We start from the raw sequence: 20630 nt of genomic DNA, 5'->3' as shown, positions 1-20630 counted from the left end.
CGCCGATCATGAGATTTCAACGCGCGTGAGCCACCCTCAATGCGACAGCACGGCGGCATGGTCGTGCTCGCGAAGCTGGCCGGGGATCTCGCACTGCGCGAGGCCGCCCGCGTCGATCCACGCACGCGTGCGTTCCGCGGCCTTGTCGATCAGTTGCGCGCACTGCGAGTAATCGTATGACGACACGTCGAGCGGACAGAGCGGCGGCACGACGTGGATTTGCGCGCGTGCCCCGTACAACTCCAGATCGCGCACCAGTTGCCGCGCGATCACGAGCGTCAGCGCGTGCGTCGCATGCGCGATCGCGCTGCGCGGCGGTACACGCAACGCGCAGGCGAACCCGGCCGGCAGCACGACGATCCGCTTGACGCCGAGCGCGATCGCAACGGAGATCGGCGTATTGTTCGCGACGCCGCCGTCGACGAGTTCCACGCCGCCGATGCTGACCGACGGAAACACGCCGGGAATCGCCGCGCTGGCCTGCACGGCATCCACGACCGGGCCGGCGGACAGCACGACTTCCCGGCCGTTCAGCACGTCGGTCGCGACGATATGGAGCGGCAACGCGGCCTGCTCGATCCGCCGGTACGGCAGGTTCCTTTCCAGCAGCAGGCGCAGCGCATCGGCCTCGACCAGATGCGGCCGGTTGCGCAGCAACATCGCGACGAGGCTGCGCATCGAGAACGGCATGATGTCCTGGCGGCGGATCCGGCACCACAGCGCGGCGAGCATCGCGACGCCGTCCTCGTCCGGCCGGCCGGCGAAATAGGCGGCGTTGATCGCGCCCGCCGACGCGCCGACGACGCAATCGGGCCGTTCGCCGCTCGCGACCAGTTCGCGAAGCATGCCGACCTCGATCGCGCCGAGACTGCCGCCGCCGGCGAACACGAAGGCGGTCGAGGAAGTGGGATCGGACGTCACGGTGCGCCCTCCTGCGATTGGCTGCGACGGTGCTTTCTCCATGATGGATCGTGCGGCGCCCCGGATGTCCTGATGAAAACCCTGCCGGCGCGCGAACCCGCGCCGGCCGGGGAACGCGCCGCGCGCCGCGTTCCCCGGCATTCCGCGCGGCGCCTTCCGTCGCGATGGGTGTGTCATTCGCCGCCGTGTTCCGGGCCGCCTCCATACGGAAATTCACGCGAAGGCGCTCAATTTTTGACTTCGATCAAGCAAATCGCGCATACCGCCGCTCGCAAACGTGTGCCACGCGTGAATCGTGCGCGCTACGTGGAATCACGGGTTCAGTCGCCACGGCGACCGCCGTTATTGCATCAACACCCGCCGACCCGCGTCGCGCCGCGATACATCGGGACGGCCGCCGGATTCGCATTCGACACGCAACGATCCGGCGCCGTCGCGGGCATGGAGCGGGATGGCCGGACGTCCCGCCCGCTTTTCGACAACAGATGAAGCCGCGCGAGCCGCGCAAGAGGTAATCATGTTTGTAGCCATCGGGTGGATCGTCGTGATCGGATCGGTGATCGGCAGTTTTATCGGCGTGGGCGGCCACTTGCCGGCCTTGCTGCAACCGTTCGAACTGCTGTGCATTTTCGGCGCCGCGCTCGGTGCGTTCGTCGTCAGCAATCCGGTCGCGACGCTGAAGAAAACGATCAAGAGCCTGCCGACCTGTTTCAAGGGCGGCGGCTATACGAAACAGCAGTACGTCGAACTGATCGCGCTGCTGTACGAGCTGCTGCAGAAGGCGCGCAAGGACGGCATGATGGCGCTCGAGGCCGACGTCGACGCGCCCGAACAAAGCCCGCTGTTCCAGAAGTATTCGCACGTGCTCGAAGACCATCACCTGCTCGACTTCATCGTCGATTATCTGCGGATGATGTCGGGCGGCAACGTGAACGCGCTGGAGATGCAGGACCTGATGGACGAAGAACTGCATACGCACCATGCGGAGGCATCCGTCGCGGCCAATGCGATCCAGAAGATGGCGGACGGCCTGCCGGCGTTCGGCATCGTCGCGGCTGTGATGGGCGTCGTGCATACGATGGGCTCGGTCGGTGCGCCGCCCGCCGTGCTCGGCAAGATGATCGCCGGCGCGCTCGTCGGCACGTTCCTCGGCATCCTGCTCGCATACGGCTTCGTCGGCCCGCTCGCGGATCTGCTCAATGCGAAGGGCCGCGCCGCGGCCAAGCCGTTCCAGTGCGTGAAGGCCGTGCTGCTCGCGTCGATGAGCGGCTACGCGCCGGCGGTGGCGGTGGAGTTCGGCCGCAAGGTGCTGTTCACGGCCGATCGCCCGAGCTTCAAGGAGCTCGACGAGGCCGTCCGCGCGACGAAGTCGCCCAGACCCGCATAACGGAGGCGCCATGGCCGACAATCGCTCCAACCCGTCGAAACAGTCCGCCTCGGCACCGCTCGTCGTCGTGCGCCGCAAGAAAGGCGAGGACCACGACGCCCACCACGGCGGCGCCTGGAAAATCGCCTACGCCGATTTCGTCACGGCGATGATGGCGTTCTTCCTGCTGATGTGGCTGCTCGGCTCGGTGTCCAAGTACGACAAGCAGGGGATCGAGGATTACTTCAACACGCCGCTGTCGACGCTCCTGTCCGGCGGGAAAGACGCGCAGGCGCCGCGCCCGAGCGTCGTGCAGGGCGGCGGCCGCGACCTGTCGGACCCGGCGCCGGCCATCGACGCGAAAGCGCAACCGGTGCCGGCCAGCTCGCCCGCAGCCCCTGCCGACATCGTCGATACGCAGAAGCTCGAGCGCCTGAAGGCGAAGCTGACCGCGGCGATTGCACAGAGCCCGTCATTGCGCGCGTACCAGGACCAGATCCGGATCGCGATCACTCACGAGGGCTTGCGCATCGAGATCGTCGATTCGCTCAAGCGCCCGATGTTCGCGTCGGGCAGTTCGCATCCCGAAGGGTATGCCACCGCGATCCTCACGCAGATCGGTACGGCACTCGACGATGTCGACAACCGCGTGTCGATTGCGGGCCATACCGATTCGACGCCGTATCGCGACGGCCCCACGGGTTATTCGAACTGGGAGCTCTCCAGCGATCGTGCGAACGCCGCGCGGCGCGCGCTGGTCGCGGGCGGATTGCGGGAAGAAAAGCTGCTCCAGGTGCGCGGGCTCGCGGATGTCCTGCCGCTCGACCGCAACGTCGCGGACGAGCCGACCAATCGCCGCATCAGCATCCTCGTGATGAACAATGCCGCCGAGCAGGCGTTCTTTCGGGACGGCGGCAGGACGACCGTGGACGAATCGGCCGGCACCCGGGCCGCCGTGCTGCCGGCGGCGCTCACGCGGCAGCATTAGGCGCGGGCGCATTCACGAACGCGGGGCGGATGTGCCCGATGGGGCCGGGGGCCGCGTACAGCCCTTGTGCGACAGCGTGGTTCTCGGCGTCGTGGTCGTGGTCGCGTTCGGAACGGTCGGGCGCGACATCGAGTGACTCGGGCTGTTGCTCGGGCGGTTGCGAGGGCCGTTGCGAGGGCCGTTGCGAGGGCCGTTGCGAGAGTCGTTGCGAGAGTCGTTGCGAGGGCCGTTGCGAGGGCCGTTGCTAGGGCCGTTGCGAGGGTCGTTGCGAGGGTCGTTGCGAGGGCCGTTGCGAGGGCCGTTGCTAGGGCCGTTGCGAGGGCCGTTACCAGGGCCGCTGACGGCACCATGTCTCCTGCACGGTGCCGTTTTTTCGCGCACCCGATATGTTCCGTAAAATATATCGCAACCAGCACTTCCGGAGATTCGCCATGCCCCGCACGCCGACGGATCGTGCCCCGCAGCGCCCCGCACGGGAACAGCCGCTCGCGCACAAGATCAGCGCGCTCAGGCCGCTGTCGAGCGACGCGCGTGCACAGCAGATCACGGATGTCGTCGACGCGTTCCGGCGCCTGCGCGGCAGCGTCGTGCGCTTCATCCGGATGTTCTCGGCTGCGCACGCTGAAAACGCGCAGGACGATGCGCTGTCCGCGATGGGCTTTCGTGAACTGCTGTCCACGCTCGAAGACGACGCACGCACCGCCCGCTTCACGCGCCTGCCCGAACTCGAACGGGCGATCGGCCAGGCGCGCCGCCTCGAACGCACACGCGACGACGTGTTCTCCGACTCGTTCAGCAACGACCCGGCCGCAATGCGCGACGCGGTTGCCGCGCTGGAGCGCGTCGACGTGCTGTTCGTCGGGCTGTGCGTCGAGTACGTGATGGAGCGGCACGCGCCGGCATCGCGTCCCGTTTCACCGTCCGCCCCGGCATCGCCCTCCGCCGCCCTGCCGCTCACCGACCGCCCGACCGCGCTCTGCTGACCGCACCACGCCGCACCACGCCGCATTACCCGGTGATTTCCCCCGAATTTCGTTCGTTATATTCCGTGGTATATTTCGCAAATCTTTCGCGCATCCGTCTCCGGCCCGACCATGCCGGACAGAGGTCAACATGCACGCTCCGCCCTTTCGCCTTGCCCGCACGGCGGATCTCTCGTCGCCCGGCGGTAATCCGCCCGCGGCAACCGGCACGCGGGTCGACGCATGCTGCGCGCCGTCGCGCGCGCAACTGACCGAGCTGAAGCGCCGCACGCGCCTGTCCGAGCTCGACGCGAACCTGCACTGCTCGATCATCGGCACCTGCCTGACCACGCACGAGCTGCGCAGGCTCGTGCCGAAATACACCGACCTCGATCGCCAGCACGCGACCGACCTCGACATCCATCACGCCGCCGTCGAGCTCGCGATCGACGGCACGGCCGGCGCCAAGGCATTGCACAAGGCGCTCGACGAGCGTTACGCCGGCGCGATCCGCGCATTCGACAGTGCACAGGATGCGGATGAACTCCTTGCACGCTGGAAGGAAGCGCTCAAGAGCGGCGACATCCCGCCCGCCTACTGGGCGCTGATGACGCATCCGCGCACGACAATGGCCGTGCGCCAGGCCGCGTTCGGCGACCTGCACATGCTGTCGCACCTTGTCGGCGCGGCCAATCGCGCCGATATCCGGCGGCTGGTCGTGCTGGAGGAGGAGAATGCGGCGCTGCACGCGAAGATCGACCGGCAGCAGGCACGCCTGCAAGAAATGAGCGCGCAGCGCGACGCGGCGCTGCACGAGCGGGATGCCGTCGTTGCGCGCCGCAATGCACAGCCGCCGGCGGCTGAAAGCGCATTGCGCGACGAAGTCCACGAACTGCGCGACGCACTGGCCGCGCGCGATGAACGACTCGCGCTGCATACGAGCCGCCGCGAGGCGGCCGAGCAGCGGATCGCCGCGGAACAGGCGAGCGCACGCGCGATGCGCGCGCGGCTCGACGACCTGATGGCGATGGTGAAGACGCTGCGCGCCGAAGCGAGTGCGATCGAACAGGCGGTGCAGGCGTCGGCGGACGATCCCGCCGAACACGCGGCCGATCCGCTGTCGATCCTGCAGGGCACACGTCTGGTCTACGTCGGCGGGCGCCCGGGCTCGAACCGTGCGATCAGGCGGATCGTCGAAACGGCGGGTGGTGACGTGACGCTGCATGACGGCGGTATCGAGGATCGCAAGGGCCTGCTGGCCGCCGCGCTACCGGGCGCGCACATGGTCGTGTTCCCGGTCGACTGCATCGACCACGATTCGATGAACCTGCTCAAGCGCATCTGCGAACGCCACCACGTCGCGTACTACCCGCTGCGGACGGCCAGCGTCGCCAGCTTCGTCGAACTGATCGGGCGGCTCGATGCACAGGCGCGCGACGTCATGGCGCCAGATGCCGCCGCGGGCGGCACGCCGCGCTTCTGCCTGCGGCACGGCTAGACCTGATTCGCTTCGACACGCTCCTTCTGCCCTTCAGCCGGTGTGTGCAAGCGCGTCTCCAGCATCAACAGGCCCCGGGCAAGCGCTCGCGCAGCGCGCGCATCAGCGCCGCACCATTTTCGTGAGCGCGGCGATTTCGTCGGCACACGCCGCGTAGGCACGCGCCTCGATCCCGCGATAGAGACGGATGATCTCCTCGCCGACCGGCGTGAGCACGCTGCCGCCGCCGCTCTGCCCGCCATGCTCGGACACCGTCGCCGGCGATTTCAGCGAGCGGTTCAGTTCGTCCATCAGCAGCCACGCGCGCCGGTACGACATCTTCAGGCTGCGCGCCGCCGCCGAAATCGAACCGTGTTCGTGCACGGCTTCGAGCAGCGCGACCTTGCCCGGGCCGAGCGCGATCGTGTCGGCCTGCTGGATACGCATCCTGAATCGCACTTCAGGCTTGGGGTGTGCCGGTGTCTTCATGTTGTGCCGCCCTTTGAACGATGCGGGCAAGCATACACGATGGCCGATGCGACGCATGCCAGCCGCCCGCGCGCCGGTTCAGACCTCGAGCACGCGGGCGACGATGCCGGCCAGCCGCTTCACGTGGCGCGGCGCGGGCAGGAGGTCGGCGCCCGAGAACAGCAGCGGCGCGCCGTCGTCGATCGACAGCGGCGCGTCGCCGCATTCGCACGCGACGATCACATGTTCGCCGACCGGCGTGTTGAACAGTTCATGCCAGGAAAACGTGACCGCGTAACCGTCGTGCGCATGCGCGATGAACACCATGCGCTTGAAGTCGCCCGGCGTGTCGTTGCGCAGCCCGGCCGCGTCGAGCAGGTCCTTCAGCCGCGCGCCGCGATACGGCGCGACCGAGCGGATGAAGCGGTTCGTCGTGAAGCAGCGCAGGTCGAACGGCCCGGCCGTCGCGCTCGCGTGCCGGCGCAGATCGTCGAGCGTCAACGTCATCGGCCGCACGAATGCGCCCGTCAGCGCGATCGTGCCTGCCGCCGCCTGTTGCGCCTGTTGCGCCGAAAGCGCCGCCGTCCCTGCCCTCTCCATCGCCCGCCTCCATGACGGCCTGCCGATGGGCAGGCCTGCGTCGTATCGGCGGATATATTACGCCGCGAAAAGACCGGCCGGCGGAATGCGCGCCGCATGGGCGGCATAACGGCGGCCGATCGTGCTCGGCGCCGCCCAGCACTACGACAGCACGATGTTCTTGACGACCTTTTTCAGGCTCTTGAAACTGTCGACCGATTCCGCCTTTGCGTCCGTCACCAGTGCGCCGATCCGCGCCGGCTCGCAGAAGCTGATCCGGCTGTTCGTGCCGAGCTTGCTGAAATCGGCCAGGATCGCGACGTCCGCCGCGTTGCTCACCATCGCGCGCGCCACTTCGGTTTCCATCCGGTCGTAGTTGGTCGCGCCGCGGACGGCATCGACGCCGACCGGCGACAGCAGCGCGAGATCGGCGCGATAGCGGAAGATCTCGGCGACCGTGCCGTCGCCGACGGTCGCGGCCGCGCGGGTGCCGATCATCCCGCCGAGCAGGATCGTCTCGTTCCTCGCCTGCCCCGGGTCGCTCGACCGCATCTTCAGCGCGACGTCGATCGAGTTCGTGACGATCGTGAGGCCCGACAGCTTCGCCAGTTCCTCGGCCAGCAGTGTCGTGGTCGTGCCCGCGTCGATGAACAGCGTCTGCGAGCCCGTGACCAGCCTGGCCGCCGCGCACGCGATTGCCAGCTTCGCTTTCACGTGGGTCTGCGCGCGTTCGGCGATCGGCGCTTCGTCGCCCACCTGCACCGCGCCGCCGTGCACGCGCTTCAGTTCACCGAGCGCTTCGAGATCGACGAGATCGCGACGCACGGTTTCCCGCGACACGTTCAGGTCGGCCATGATCCGGTCGGTGGAAACCCGCTGCATCTTCGATAACAGAAGCCGGATTCTCTGGTATCGCTCTTCTTGCCACATGGAATGTCCTCGGAATGAACGTCAATGTTATTCGAACGGCGAACTACGCAGCGCTCTCCTCCAGTTTTTTGATGCCGACGAGGGTCTGCAGGGATTGACGCACCGCCTGGCACTCGCTGCTCGTCATCTTCGAAAACACCACGTGGATGCGGTCGTCGTCCGGCGCGGCGTCGTCCTGTTCGATGATGAACCGGACGATGCGCGCCTGGTCGATGCCGGGCATCGCCTGCAGCGACGTCAGCTTCACGGCGCCGCGGCTCGCGAGGATACGCACGCCCCAGCGCTGCCGCGTCGCGAACAAGCGTTTCTCGATCGGCTTCAGGCCGGCCAGGATCGCGAGCACGATCGCCGTCGCGGCAATTGCGGCCACATACATCCCGCCGCCCACGGCCAGCCCGACCGCCGCCACGACCCACAGGCTCGCCGCGGTCGTCAGGCCGCGGATGATCTCGCCGCGCAGCATGATCGAACCGGCGCCGAGGAAGCCGATGCCCGACACCACCTGCGCGGCGACGCGCGACGGGTCCAGCGACACGTTTTTCGCGTTCTGGACGTCCGCGAAGCCGAACGCCGACACGACCATCACGAGCGCGGCGCCCACCGCCACCAGCATGTGGGTGCGCAATCCGGCCGCCCACGACAGGCGCTCGCGCTCGATGCCGACGAGGCTCCCGAGCAATGCCGCCAGCAACAGGCGGGACACGATTTCCAGCTGACTGATCATTCGAATTCTCCTTGCTTTGCCTGGTCCATCCGATGAAGCGCGGCCCGCATGGGGCCGCCGTCCGGTTCTTCCTGCCTGCGCCCGCCCGTTGCCGCACCCGGCACCCGGCGAGTTGTATTTTTGTGCAATCTTGCGATTTTGTGCTTTCTAATATACGGTACGAAAAACTGCAAAGCCAGACCCAGGTTCGTTTGTTTCATCCGATCGGCACGATCAATCGTCAGACCATTCAGGCAACACGATCCGGAACACTTGCTTAGGAGACCAACATGATGAAGAAGGCATGGATGCTGGCCGCAACCCTGCTGGCGGCGCTGGCGACGGCCCCCGCTCACGCATCGGAAGGCGACGTCTGTAAAAAGGTGACGCTCGGCGACGTCGGCTGGAGCGACATCGCGGCCACCACCGGTGTCGCGATGATGCTGCTCGACGGGCTCGGCTACGAGGCGACCAAGACGATCGCGTCGCCGCCGATCGTGCTGGCCGGCGTGAAGAAGGCGCAGATCGACGCGTTCCTCGGCTACTGGGATCCGAGCATGACGCCGACGGTGAAGCCGTTCGTGGACGCCGGCGCCGTCCACCAGTTGCCGGAGCCCAACCTGGTCGGCGCGCGCTATACGCTGGCCGTGCCGCAATACGCATCCGACCAGGGGCTCAAGCGCTTCGCCGATATCGCCAGGTTCCGCGACCAGCTCGACGGCAAGATCTACGGGATCGGCGCCGGCAACAACGGCAACGCACTGATCCAGCGAATGATCGACAGGAACGAGTTCGGGCTCGGCGGCTTCAAGCTGGTGGAATCGAGCGAGGCCGGCATGCTCGTGCAGGTGACGCGCGCCGTGCAGGAGCACCGGATGATCGTGTTCCTGGCCTGGGAGCCGCATCCGATGAACATCGACTACCGGATCACCTATCTCGACGGCGGCGACACCGTGTTCGGCCCGAACTACGGGTCGGCGAAGGTCTACACGCTCGTCACGCCCGGCTATCTCGAACGTTGCCCGAACGTCGGCCGGCTGCTGGCCAACCTGAAGTTCACGACCGACGAAGAGAACCAGCTGATGGTGCCGATCATGAATCACGCGGACCCGGTCGCGGTGGCCAGGGAATGGGCGAAGAAGCATCCCGGCGTGCTGTCGAAGTGGCTCGACGGCGTGACGACCATCGACGGAAAGAATGCGAAGGATGCGATCGACAAGCGGATCGGCGCGTAAGCCCGCAAGACAAGGAACCCGGCATGTACAAGAATCTCGCGCTGTTCGATCTCGACCACACGCTGCTGCCGCTCGACAGCGACCAGGCCTGGGCCCGCTTCATCTCGCGGGTCGGCTGGCGCGAGGACGACGCGCACGCCGCGCTGATCGACGAGCACTACGGTCATTACGCGGCCGGCACGCTCGACATGAACGCGTATCTCGCCGTGACGCTCGCGCCGCTCACCCGCTATCCGCGCAAGGTGCTCGAGCGCTGGCATGCGCGGTTCATGGACGAAGTGATCCGTCCGGCGATCACGCCGCAGGCGCGCGAGCTGGTCGGGCGGCATCGCGAAAACGGCGATCTCTGCTGCATCGTGACGGCGACCAACGTCTTCGTCACGCGGCCGATCGCGGCCGAATTCGGCATCGAGCACCTGCTCGGCATCGAACTCGATACCGACGACGGCACGCCGGACGGCGCGTTTACCGGCCGCAGCACCGGCGTGCCGAGCTTCCGCGAAGGAAAGATCGTGCGCACGACCGCGTGGCTGGAATCGCTCGGCTACGCGCCGTCGGATTTCGAGCGCACCTACTTCTACAGCGACTCGATCAACGACGTGCCGCTGCTCGATTACGTCACGCATCCGGTCGCCACCAATCCCGATTCGAGGCTTTTGCAGGTGGCAGGCACGCGCGGGTGGCCTGTCATGAAGTTGTTCTGATTCGGGCGATATTCTCTGCTGTCCATTTTCATGTCGGGAGGGGTAATGAAATACGGAACACGCATCACCGGCCTCGATCATTCAGGAATCCGATTCGAGTCGAATAGAAAGCCTGTCGTCAGGTCGCGCCGTTCGGAAAGCCGCTTTCCGCACTGGCGCGGCGTTTTCATGATCGCGCTGCTGTGCACGCTGGCCGCTTGCGGCGATGGCGACTCGGGCACCGCGGCCAACGTGGCGGCCGCGCGCGCGGCCGCACCGGGTTCGGCATCCACGCCCGTCCTCCACTGCGCGAGCACGTGCCACTGACCGACGCTGGCCCCGGGGCCGGCCATCCACGACAGAGAGCGATCATGCAAAACAAACCCACGACACGACGTCAGTTCCTCGCCGACGCGTTGAAGCTCGCCGGCGCGACCGCGATCACGGGCATGCTGCCCGAAAGCATCGCGCGCGCCCAGGCCATTCCGGCAGCCACCGTCACCGGCACGATCCAGGACGTGAAGCACGTCGTGATCCTGATGCAGGAAAACCGTTCGTTCGACCACTACCTCGGCACGCTGGGCGGCGCGCGCGGCTTCGGCGACCCTCGGCCGGTCGTGATTTCGAGCGGGTATCCGGTGTGGCGCCAGCCCTGGCTGACGTCCTACGTGTTTCCGTTCAACCCGTCCCCGCCCTCCGGCACGGCGAACGGCGACACCTACTACGGCGACCTGGATCACAGCTGGAACGGCACGCACAGTGCCTGGAACAACGGCCGCTACGACAACTGGGCCGACGCGAAAACCAGCGGCACGATGTACTACTTCACGCAGAAGGACATCCCGTTCTACTACGCGCTGGCGAGCGCGTTCACGGTGTGCGACGCGTACCACTGCTCGATGCTCGGCCCGACGGACCCGAACCGCCTGTATCTGTGGACCGGGTGCTGCGGCAACGTCGCCGGTTACTCTCCGTACACGACGAACACGATGACGGGCACCGGCTGGACCACGATGCCGGAGCGCCTGAACACGGCCGGCGTGACGTGGAAGTTCTACCAGGACAAGGGCAACGGCCTCGATGCCGCACATGGCTACGGCGAATACAACGGCTCCAAGAGCGATCTCTGGTGGAACGGCAATTACGGCGACAACGTCATCCTGAACTTCAGGCAATACCAGAACCTCGGTGCAGGCGACCCGCTCGCGCCGGCGCTCAACGGCACGCAGATCGACCCGTCAGGCGGCGGCAAGGAATACGACACGAACCTCTTCAGCCAGCTGCGGGCCGACGTCGCCAACGGCACGCTGCCGCAGGTATCGTGGATCGCCGCGCCCTACGCATACTGCGAGCACCCGTCGTGGGCCGCGAGCGGCGGCGAATGGTACGTCAGCAGCGTTCTCGATGCGCTGACGTCGAATCCGGCGGTATGGGCCAGCACGGTGCTGCTCGTCATGTACGACGAGAACGACGGGCTGTTCGATCACATGCCGCCGGCCGTCCCGGCCAGTTCCGCTGCCGGCACCGGCCGCTCCACGGTCTCGACGGCCGCCGAATTCGTCTCCGGCAGCGGCGCCGCATCGGACGGCTCGGCGAGCGGCGACGTGCCGATCGGGCTCGGCCCGCGCGTGCCGATGTTCGTGATCTCGCCATGGTCGAAGGGCGGCAAGGTGAATTCGCAGGTCTTCGATCACACATCGGTGATCCGCTTTCTGGAAGCGCGCTTCGGGCTACAGGAAACCAACATCACGCCGTGGCGACGCACGGTCTGCGGCGACCTGACGTCGGCCTTCGATTTCTCGAACGCCGACCAGACGGTTCCCGCGATCCAGCCGCCGGCAAGCAACATGAACCCGAACGGCTCGACCGTCCCGATCCCCTACCCGACCACCACTGCGGTGCCGGCGCAGACGGCCGGCCGCAGCACCGCCTGCCGCCTGCCCTACGAGTTCTTCGTGCAAGGCAAGGTCAACCGCGCCGGCAACGCGCTGTCACTGACGATGACCAACACCGGCACCGCCGGCGTCCACCTGCAGGTATGGGTCGACGGCACGAGCGCGATCCCCCGGCACTACACGATCGCGGCCGGCGCGGGCCAGTGCGCGAACCTGTCGGATTCGCTCGCGCTGAATGCCGGCGGCAGCTACGACTATTCCGTCTACGGCCCGAACGGCTTCCTGCAGACGTTCCGCGGCAGCATCGGCTCGTCCGGCAACACCGGATCGACCGCCGAAGTCAGCCTGTGCTACGACGTGGCCAACGGCAACGTACAGATCACGCTCGACAACGCCGCCGGCTCGGTCGCGACGACGTTCCAGCTCACCGACAATGCGTACGGCATGAACACGCGGCAGTCGATCACCGTCGCCGCCGGCGCGACGCAAGCCGTCACGTGGTACGGCGACGGCGGCTGGTACGACGCCAGCATCCGCGACGCGAACGACCCGAATTTCCTGCGCCGCGTAGCCGGCTGCGTGCAGGCGCAATCCGGCACCCTGCTCACGGATTCGGCGATCGGCAATACCGGCAAGAAGTTCGTCGCGTCGATCGCGTCGCAGGGCTCGACGTTCGGCACGCTGCGGTTCGACTATGTCGCGCCGCCGTGGAGCCACAGCCCGAAGAACTGGGTGGGCATCTTCGCGCATGGCGCGCAGCCGACCAAGGGCAGCTACAAGTCGTGGGCGTACCTGCCGAAGAGCACCGGCTCGCTGCTGTTCTCGTCCACGGCCAACAGCACGCTGGCGTCGGGGCAGTACGACGCGTGGTATCTGTTCGACGATGGCTACACGCCGCTCGCGGGGCCCGTCACGATCAACATCTGACGGTGGCTTGACCGTGCCGTGCCGGCCGCCTGCATGGGGCCGGCACGCATTCGGGCGCGACGTGCCGCGTTGCGCCCGAATGCGTTCCCCTTCGCGCTGCCCGCGCGACGGGCGCATCGATCAGCCCGTAGAGCGTGACGCTGCTTTGCGCGTGCGCGACGGTACCGAACATCCCGAGTGCGGCTGCGGCCGCGATGGTCTTGTTCATGTTCACTTCCTGTTGTGGTCGACGCGCGTCTGCGTCGCAGCGTGACGCGCGGCGTGTTGACGAATCACCGACTGATTGACGAACGCGAGCCACCGGATCGCCGCGCGCACATACGCGTCATGCGCATGCACGATGCTTCGCTTCGGTACCGGTATGGGCCTGCTGATGTGGCATGCCGCGAGCGGCCGCCTGTGTTGCAGCGCCGGCGAGCGTGCGCACCGATTGCGCATGCCGCGACGACGCGTTGCTCCGGCGATGCAGGTCAGCATCTCTTCCGGCTTTCGTGGAGCGGGTGGACGACGTAGCGCCTGACGACGCCACGCCCTTCGATATATTTTTCGGAATATATCGAGTCGTCACGAAACGGTAAACAACTATTCGGAATCCTGTCGTCTTTCCTCCGCAGGCGGCCGGCGGTCACCCGGATCGAAGTCGCGACGCACGGCAGCCCGCATCGCGTCGATGCCGGCGATGGCCTCATGCCGAAATCCAGCATAATCAGGCGGTTGAAAGTGCGCCCTGGCTGGCGCGCGCATCCCGCACACGTTTGCGTCGCCATCCGGTTCACGGTTTGCCCGCGTTTCGCCGTCACGAGAGGAGCCAGTCTGTGCCGGTCTCGCGCGCGGCGAATTGTGCGGGCGCAAAAATCCGCAGCACGCACACACTCGATGCGGCGCACCTCACGATGCCGGCGATCGCATCACCGACAACACCACGCCATCCCGCAGAAGACAGGACACCGACACATGGACCGAGCCGAACACATCAGCATCGAACAGACGAGCGCGATTCCCGCCGACGAACTGGATCGATGCGACTTCTCGTTCGACATCGCGTGGGAATTGAACGCGCCGTATCAGGACTTGCTCGATCTGCGCGCGCTGCCGGCGCGCCGCAAGCACTACGGCTTCGATCCGGCCGGCTGGGCGGACGAGGCAACCGGCAAAACGGCGCTCTTTCGCGCGACGGCCGGCGGCCGGCTCGCCGGCTTCGTGGCGATCAGCCAGAGCTGGAACGGGATGGCCGAGATCGCGGAGCTGGCCGTCGACCGCCGCAGCCGGCGGCAAGGCATCGGACAGTTGCTGCTCGCGGCCGCCGAATCCTGGGCGCGCAGCCACGGGTTCGGCTTCATGCGGCTGGAAACGCAGTCGAACAACGTCGCCGCGTGCAGCACCTATGCCCGCTCGGGCTTCGTGCTGGGCGGCCACGATCGCCTGCTGTACGCGGACGACGAGAACGACGGTGAAGTCGCACTGTTCTGGTACAAGGACCTGCGCGACGGGCAGACCGCACGGATCCGCACGGTCGACCCGGAATCGATGCGGCCGGCGCGCTGACGCACCGCCGAACGCGCATCACATCCGGATCATGCCCGCGTCGCCACGATGAACAGACGCGGGAACGGCAGCAGCACGGTGCCATCGGCAAGCGCCGGATAACCGCCCGGGCCCGCGATCGCGTCGCGATACCGTGCGAGAAACGCCGCGCGCTCGCCGTCGTCGAGCGCCGCGAGGAACGGCCGCAGCGCGCTCCCCTTGAACCATTCGACGACCGCATCGGCACCGCCGCGCAGCGGGTGGTAGTAGGTCGTGCGCCACACGTCCACGCGCGAGCACAGCGGCGACAGCAGCGCGTGGTAATGACGCGCATCGAACCGCTCGGTGCGTGCCGCGCCTTTCAGCTTGTCCGCCCACGGCCCGGCCGCGGCGACCTCGCGCATCAGCCGATGCGCGGGTTCGTCGAGGTTGTCGGGCATCTGCACCGCCAGATGGCCACCCGGCGCGAGCCGGCCGACGAGCGACGGAAACAGCGTGTCGTGCGCGGGCACCCATTGCAGCACCGCATTCGCGAGAATCAGGTCGTAGCCGCCGGGATCGTCCCACGTCGAAATATCCACGACGTCGAAACGCAGGTCCGGCAGGCGCGTGCGCGCGGCGTCGATCATGTCCGCCGACGCATCGATTCCGTGGACCGTTGCGTCCGGCGCACGCGCGATCAGCGCCTCCGTCGAATTGCCGGGCCCGCAGCCGATGTCGATCGCGGTACGGATCGGCGTGTTCGGCACAGCGGCGAGCAGATCGCGGATCGGCCGCGTGCGTTCGTCCTCGAATTGCACGTACTGGGCCGCGTATCGATCGAGTGGGGTCGTCATGTCGTTCTCCTCCTGGTCGGCGTGGACGGCCGTGCCGCTGCCCGCGTGCGCGGTGCGGGGGCCGTCGATGCGAAGCATTCTGCGGTTGTCGTGAAGTTCAGTAAAATGAATTTAATATCGTGATTGATTCAAAATTCTGATGAAAATCGATACGCTCGGTGTCCAGGCTTTCGTCGCGATCGCCGACGGCGGCAGCTTCCGGCAGGCGGCCGATACGCTGCACGTCACGCAGACGGCCATCACGCAACGGCTGCGCAAGCTCGAAACCTTTCTCGGCGTCGCGCTCGTCGAGCGCACCACGCGCCGCACCACCCTCACCGAAATCGGCCGCCGTTTCCTGCCGCAAGCGCGCCGGCTGCTGAACGAGCTGTCCGACGCGCTCACCGAAATTCGCGAAACCGGCCTGAGCCAGCGCGGCGACGTCACGATCGCGTGCGTGCCCACGGTCGGCGTGCAATACCTGCCCCGCATCCTGCGCGCATTCTCCGCGCACCGCCCGCACGATCGCGTGAAGATCCTCGATCACGCGTCGGCGTCGGTGCTGCAGGCCGTACTGCATCGCGAGGCCGAGTTCGGCATCGGCATCGCCGGCGACCAGCATCCCGAACTGGTCAACGTCCCGCTGACGAGCGACCCGTATGTACTGGTGTGCCGCGACGATCATCCGCTCGCGAAGCGGCGGCGCATTCGCTGGGCCGCCCTGCAACCGCATCCGCTGATCTTCGCCGGCGAAGTGAGCGGCAATCGCGGGCTGCTCGACGGCGCGCTGAAGACGAGCGGCGTGTCGCTGCATTCGTTCTACGAAGTACAGCGCAGCTCGACGGCGCTCGGGCTCGTCGCGGAGGGGCTCGGCGCGGCGGTGGTGCCGAAGCTCGCGATCCAGAAAAACGCGTACCCGATGATCCGCACGATCGAACTTGTCGAGCCCGCGGTGTCGCGCACGCTCGTGCTCGTCACGCGCCGGAGCGCGCAACTGTCGCCGGCCGCCCGTGCGCTGTACGACATGATCGTCGAACAGGCGACACCCTCTCGATAGTGACAGCCCCGCGTCACGAAGGCCATGCCTTCGGGTAGTATCGCGTCACGCGGTCGCGACGAACGGTGCCTACCCGGTGCCGCACACGTCGTGCCGCCGCTGCAACGGCCGTTCCTCACCACCCCTGCACGGAGCACCGCATGGCCTATCGCAACTACCACAAGCGCAAGATTGCAGACCGGGAACTCCATCCCGAAACCCAGATGATGTCGTACGGCTACGATCCGTTCCTGTCGGAAGGATCGGTGAAGCCGCCCGTGTTCCTCACGTCGACGTTCGCGTTCCGCACGGCCGAGGACGGCGCCGAATTCTTCGACGTCGTGGCCGGGCGCAAGCCTTCGCCGGAAGGCGAAGGCGCGGGCCTCGTCTACAGCCGTTTCAATCACCCGAACCTGGAGATCGTTGAGGATCGCCTCGCGCTGCTCGACGATTCCGAAGCCGCCGTCGTGACGTCGAGCGGCATGTCGGCAATCGCCACGATCCTGCTGACGTTCCTGCGGCCGGGCGACTGCGTCGTCCAGTCCGTGCCGTTGTACGGCGGCACCGAAACGCTGATCTCGAAGTTCCTGCCCGAGTGGGGCATCCGCTCCGAAGTGATCGCCGACGGGCTGTCCACCAGCGCGATCCGCGCCGCGCTCGAAGCGGCCGCCCAAAAGGGCAACGTGCGGATGTGCTACATCGAGACGCCCGCCAACCCGACCAACGCGCTGTTCGACCTCGACGGGCTGCGCAGCGAAATCGATGCGTTCGAAGCGCGGCACGGCTATCGCCCGCTGTCGGTCTGCGACAACACGCTGCTCGGGCCGCTGTATCAGAAGCCGTCGCGGCAAGGCATCGACCTGAGCGTGTACTCGCTGACGAAATACATCGGCGGGCATAGCGACCTCGTCGCCGGCGGCGTGACGGGCACCCGCAGCCTGATCACGAAGATCCGCTCGGTCCGCAGCACGCTCGGCTCGCAACTCGACCCGCATTCGTCGTGGATGATCACGCGCTCGATGGAAACGCTCGTACTGCGCATGCAGCAGGCCGCGCGCAGCGGCAGCGCCGTCGCCCGCTGGCTCGCCGGCAATCCGCATCGGCCGGTGCGCGTGCTGCATCCCGAGCTCATCGACGATCCGGCCTACCAGGCCGTCTACCGGCGCCAGTGCAGCGGGCCCGGCTCGACGTTCGCGTTCATCCTCGACGGCGGCCGCGAGCAGGCGTTCAGGTTCATCAACCACCTGACGCTGTTCAAGTCCGCGGTCAGTCTCGGCGGCACGGAGTCGCTGATCTGCCATCCGGCATCGACGACGCATTCGGGCGTGCCGGCCGACGCGCGCGCAGCGGCCGGTGTGTCGGAAGGGTTGATTCGCGTGTCGGTCGGGCTCGAACATCCGGACGACCTGATCGCCGACCTGTCGTACGCGCTGGAGCGTTGCTGATCAGACGCTCGTATCCGACGCGAACGGCGACGGATATTTCAGAGGCCGGTTCGTCGATCCGGCCACTCTCGCCAGCTACACGCGAAAGGTGATCGCCACGACAATCTGACCGCACGACGCGCGCCGGCCGAGCCGGTTTTCAAAGCACCTTCACCATGAACACGCGCGACGTGCCTTCCGGTTCGCACGGCACTTCGCCGAATGCTTCGTAACCCTGCTTCCGGTAGAAATCCGGCGCCTGGAACGAGATCGTGTAGAGCACCGCCCGCGCGCATCCGCGTCGTTTCGCTTCCGCTTCGGCCTCGCGCAGCAGCCGGCTGCCGAACCCGCCGCCGCGCAGCGATTCGGGCAGGTAGAACAGATCGATGAAGAAGAGGCCGAGCGACGTGCGCCCCGTCAGGCCGCCCACGATCTCGCCCGTCGCGGGATCGGTCACGTACACGTCGAGCGTGGCCGCGTCGGCGCGCCCCGTCATCGCGTGATTGAATTCGCCGAGCTTGCGGCTGATGAAATCGTGTACCGCCGGCTGTTCGGTGTCGGTCAGTCGCAGGGTAACGTCGGGAAGGGCTGTCATCGGCAGAGCGCGTCAGTGAATGGGCCGCCGGGTGTATCGCACCGTCGGCGGGCGTCGCACGACTATAGCGCGTCGCCCGCCGCATGGCGACCGCGCTGCTCGCGGGCGATGTGGCATTCCCACACGTCGATTGGCCAAATCGGGAACCCGAAACCCGGCGCCAAGGGCACCGTTGCGAATCGCGGCGGCTGCGCCGCCTTGCACGTGGCGTCGCCACCGTCACCGTAGCCGACCCGCTCGGTCATGAGCGCGCACACCGCACACGATCGCCCCGCTTCCCTCCCCGCGAGCAAGCGACCCACGCAAACGGCGGGCCCGTCATGCGCCCGCCGTCGCTTTCGTCGTGCCGTCACACCATCATGCCCGCGCTCACGCCACCGCGAACGCCGCCTTCATGTCGGCCACGCGGCGCCGTTCCCGCGCGATCATCATCCGGTTCACGACGATCACGCCGATCGTCACGGCCGTGATGAACAGCGTCGCCAGCGCGTTCATCTCCGGGTTCAGCCCCAGCCGCACGCGCGAGAACACCACCAGCGGCAGCGTCGTCGACCCCGGCCCCGACAGGAACGCCGACAGCACCAGGTCGTCGATCGACAGCGTGAACGACAGCAGCCACCCCGACAGCAGCGCCTGCGAGATCAGCGGCAGCGTCACCACGAAGAACACCTTCAGCGGCGTCGCGCCCAGGTCGAGCGCCGCCTCCTCCAGCGACTTGTTCATCTCCTTCACGCGCGACTGCACGATGATCGCCACGTACGACACGCACAGCATCACGTGGCCGATCCAGATCGTCACCATCCCGCGCCCCTTCGGCCAGCCGAACATCTGCTCCAGCGCAACGAACAGCAACAACAGCGAGATGCCCTGGATAACCTCCGGAATCACCAGCGGCGCGTTGATCATCCCCGTGTACAGCGTGAAGCCCTTGAAGCGGCCGAAGCGCGCGAGCACGAAACCCGCCCACGTGCCGATCACGACCGACGCGGTGGCCGTCAACAGGCCGATCTTCAGCGACAGCCACGCGGCGGTCAGCAGCTCGTCGTCGTCCAGCAGCGCGCTGTACCACTTCAGCGAGAAGCCCGACCACACCGTCACCAGCTTCGACTCGTTGAACGAGTACACCACCAGGCTGATGATCGGGATGTACAGGAACAGGAAGCCGAAGGCGAGGACGCCCGTCGACAGCGGTTTGCTCGGCTTGATCATTTCGCGTCCTCCAGTTCCTTGACCTGGTAGTACTGGAACAGCGCCATCGGCACCAGCAGCAGCATCACCATCGCGACCGTCACCGCGGACGCCATCGGCCAGTCCATGTTGTTGAAGAATTCATCCCACATCACGCGCCCGATCATCAGCGTGTCGGCGCCGCCCAGCAGTTCCGGAATCACATACTCGCCCACCGCCGGGATGAACACCAGCAGGCTGCCGGCGATGATCCCGTTCTTCGACAGCGGCAGCGTGATGCGCGTGAACGCGACCCACGGCTTCGCGCCCAGGTCGTATGCGGCCTCGAGCAGCGTGAGGTCCATCTTCACGAGGTGCGCGTACAGCGGCATCACCATGAACGGCAGGTACGAATAGACCATCCCGATGTAGACGCCCGCGTCGCTGTGATAGAGCCGCAGCGGCGTGTGGATGATGCCCAGCGCGATCAGCGTGTGGTTCAGCAGGCCGTCGTCCTTCAGGATGCCGATCCATGCGTACACGCGGATCAGGAACGACGTCCAGAACGGCAGCATCACGGCCATCATCAGCACGTTGCGGCGGTTCGGTTCCGAGCGCGCGATGTAGTACGCCATCGGATAACCGATCAGCAGGCACAGCACGGTCGACACGGCGGCCATCTTCAGCGAGCTGAGGTAGGTCGCGATGTACAGGTCGTCCTGCAGCAGGAACGCGTAGTGCGACAGCTGCAGCGCGAAGTGCACGACGCCGTCCTTGATCTCGACGAGCGACGTGTACGGCGGGATGCCCATCACCTGGTCGGCGAAGCTGATCTTCAGCACCAGCACGAACGGCAGCGCGAAGAAGATCGCGAGCCACACGAACGGCACGCCGATCGCGACGCTGCGGCCCGACGGCAGGAAGCGCGACAGCAT

20 protein-coding genes and 1 pseudogene are annotated in these 20630 nt (G+C 66.8%); 10 read left to right on the top strand and 11 right to left on the bottom strand.

Translation table 11 applies throughout. The annotated features are described in order from the left end of the window. Nucleotides 1-36 precede the first annotated feature (36 nt). Nucleotides 37-921, bottom strand: a complete 885-nt coding sequence (locus L810_RS19400) for a patatin-like phospholipase family protein (RefSeq protein ID WP_021159964.1) — start codon at nt 919-921, stop codon at nt 37-39. A gap of 517 nt (nt 922-1438) precedes the next feature. Between L810_RS19400 and motA the strand changes: the two genes are divergently transcribed. From motA to L810_RS19380, 4 genes are all read left to right on the top strand, one after another. Further along, entirely contained in the window at nt 1439-2308 is an 870-nt protein-coding gene (motA, locus tag L810_RS19395; protein ID WP_042975376.1) for a flagellar motor stator protein MotA, read from the top strand. Nucleotides 2309-2318: 10 nt separating this feature from the next. Further along, nucleotides 2319-3275 (top strand): flagellar motor protein MotB, encoded by a 957-nt coding sequence (motB, locus tag L810_RS19390; RefSeq protein WP_021159962.1) that lies wholly within the window; start codon nt 2319-2321, stop codon nt 3273-3275. 431 nt (nt 3276-3706) lie between these two features. Beyond that, nucleotides 3707-4258: a hypothetical protein gene (locus tag L810_RS19385; RefSeq protein WP_021159961.1), complete on the top strand. Its 552-nt coding sequence runs from the start codon at nt 3707-3709 to the stop codon at nt 4256-4258. A 130-nt stretch (nt 4259-4388) separates the two neighbouring features. Further along, nucleotides 4389-5735, top strand: a complete 1347-nt coding sequence (locus L810_RS19380) for a DUF2325 domain-containing protein (protein WP_021159960.1) — start codon at nt 4389-4391, stop codon at nt 5733-5735. Nucleotides 5736-5837: 102 nt separating this feature from the next. Here the strand turns inward: L810_RS19380 and L810_RS19375 are convergent, their stop codons facing one another. The 4 genes from L810_RS19375 to L810_RS19360 all read right to left on the bottom strand — a co-directional run bounded on the left by L810_RS19375 (nt 5838) and on the right by L810_RS19360 (nt 8415). Then, nucleotides 5838-6161 (bottom strand): winged helix-turn-helix domain-containing protein, encoded by a 324-nt coding sequence (locus L810_RS19375; protein ID WP_021159959.1) that lies wholly within the window; start codon nt 6159-6161, stop codon nt 5838-5840. A 120-nt stretch (nt 6162-6281) separates the two neighbouring features. Next, complete coding sequence (locus L810_RS19370) at nt 6282-6782, bottom strand: molybdopterin-dependent oxidoreductase (RefSeq protein ID WP_021159958.1); 501 nt, start codon at nt 6780-6782, stop codon at nt 6282-6284. 141 nt (nt 6783-6923) lie between these two features. Further along, on the bottom strand, nt 6924-7691 hold the full coding sequence (locus tag L810_RS19365) for a DeoR/GlpR family DNA-binding transcription regulator (RefSeq protein ID WP_042975374.1): 768 nt from the start codon (nt 7689-7691) through the stop codon (nt 6924-6926). 43 nt (nt 7692-7734) lie between these two features. Then, a complete protein-coding gene (locus L810_RS19360) occupies nt 7735-8415 on the bottom strand; it encodes an MgtC/SapB family protein (RefSeq protein ID WP_027789870.1) in 681 nt (226 codons plus the stop codon). Between the two features lie 269 nt (nt 8416-8684). Here L810_RS19360 and L810_RS19355 point away from each other — a divergent pair, with 269 nt between their 5' ends. Beyond that, nucleotides 8685-9629, top strand: a complete 945-nt coding sequence (locus L810_RS19355; RefSeq protein ID WP_021159956.1) for a choline ABC transporter substrate-binding protein — start codon at nt 8685-8687, stop codon at nt 9627-9629. Nucleotides 9630-9652: 23 nt separating this feature from the next. Next, complete coding sequence (locus L810_RS19350; protein WP_021159955.1) at nt 9653-10333, top strand: HAD family hydrolase; 681 nt, start codon at nt 9653-9655, stop codon at nt 10331-10333. 77 nt (nt 10334-10410) lie between these two features. Here the strand turns inward: L810_RS19350 and L810_RS47330 are convergent, their stop codons facing one another. Next, nucleotides 10411-10605 carry a hypothetical protein gene (locus L810_RS47330; RefSeq protein WP_021159954.1) on the bottom strand — a complete coding sequence of 65 codons (195 nt, stop codon included), beginning with the start codon at nt 10603-10605 and terminating at the stop codon, nt 10411-10413. Between the two features lie 78 nt (nt 10606-10683). Between L810_RS47330 and L810_RS19340 the strand changes: the two genes are divergently transcribed. Further along, the gene (locus tag L810_RS19340; RefSeq protein ID WP_021159953.1) at nt 10684-13134 is read left to right on the top strand and encodes a phosphocholine-specific phospholipase C; all 2451 of its coding nucleotides are present in this window, start codon (nt 10684-10686) and stop codon (nt 13132-13134) included. A gap of 73 nt (nt 13135-13207) precedes the next feature. On the opposite strand, the pseudogene L810_RS49775 reads toward L810_RS19340, so the two are convergent. Then, a pseudogene (locus tag L810_RS49775) lies at nt 13208-13342 on the bottom strand (porin); the annotation flags it as partial. Between the two features lie 746 nt (nt 13343-14088). Between L810_RS49775 and L810_RS19330 the strand changes: the two are divergent. Further along, complete coding sequence (locus tag L810_RS19330) at nt 14089-14679, top strand: GNAT family N-acetyltransferase (RefSeq protein ID WP_021159949.1); 591 nt, start codon at nt 14089-14091, stop codon at nt 14677-14679. 29 nt (nt 14680-14708) lie between these two features. Here L810_RS19330 and tam read toward each other — a convergent pair whose 3' ends face one another. After that, complete coding sequence (gene tam, locus L810_RS19325) at nt 14709-15494, bottom strand: trans-aconitate 2-methyltransferase (protein ID WP_042975414.1); 786 nt, start codon at nt 15492-15494, stop codon at nt 14709-14711. A gap of 139 nt (nt 15495-15633) precedes the next feature. Here tam and L810_RS19320 point away from each other — a divergent pair, with 139 nt between their 5' ends. Both L810_RS19320 and L810_RS19315 read left to right on the top strand, forming a co-directional pair. Further along, a complete protein-coding gene (locus L810_RS19320) occupies nt 15634-16530 on the top strand; it encodes a LysR family transcriptional regulator (RefSeq protein ID WP_021159947.1) in 897 nt (298 codons plus the stop codon). 140 nt (nt 16531-16670) lie between these two features. After that, entirely contained in the window at nt 16671-17954 is a 1284-nt protein-coding gene (locus L810_RS19315; RefSeq protein WP_021159946.1) for a cystathionine gamma-synthase family protein, read from the top strand. A gap of 139 nt (nt 17955-18093) precedes the next feature. Here L810_RS19315 and L810_RS19310 read toward each other — a convergent pair whose 3' ends face one another. The 3 genes from L810_RS19310 to L810_RS19295 all read right to left on the bottom strand — a co-directional run bounded on the left by L810_RS19310 (nt 18094) and on the right by L810_RS19295 (nt 20630). After that, nucleotides 18094-18528 (bottom strand): GNAT family N-acetyltransferase, encoded by a 435-nt coding sequence (locus L810_RS19310; protein WP_021159945.1) that lies wholly within the window; start codon nt 18526-18528, stop codon nt 18094-18096. Nucleotides 18529-18897: 369 nt separating this feature from the next. Beyond that, on the bottom strand, nt 18898-19737 hold the full coding sequence (locus L810_RS19300) for an ABC transporter permease subunit (protein ID WP_027788939.1): 840 nt from the start codon (nt 19735-19737) through the stop codon (nt 18898-18900). Beyond that, nucleotides 19734-20630, bottom strand: coding sequence for an ABC transporter permease subunit (locus L810_RS19295; RefSeq protein ID WP_042975366.1), 897 nt, complete (start codon nt 20628-20630; stop codon nt 19734-19736). The genes L810_RS19300 and L810_RS19295 overlap by 4 nt, the downstream gene beginning before the upstream one ends.

Source organism: Burkholderia sp. AU4i (assembly GCF_000466765.1).
Classification (GTDB): Bacteria; Pseudomonadota; Gammaproteobacteria; order Burkholderiales; family Burkholderiaceae; genus Burkholderia; species Burkholderia cepacia.
Note: the sequence above shows the minus strand (reverse complement) of the source record. Positions and strands in the feature narration are given on the sequence as shown.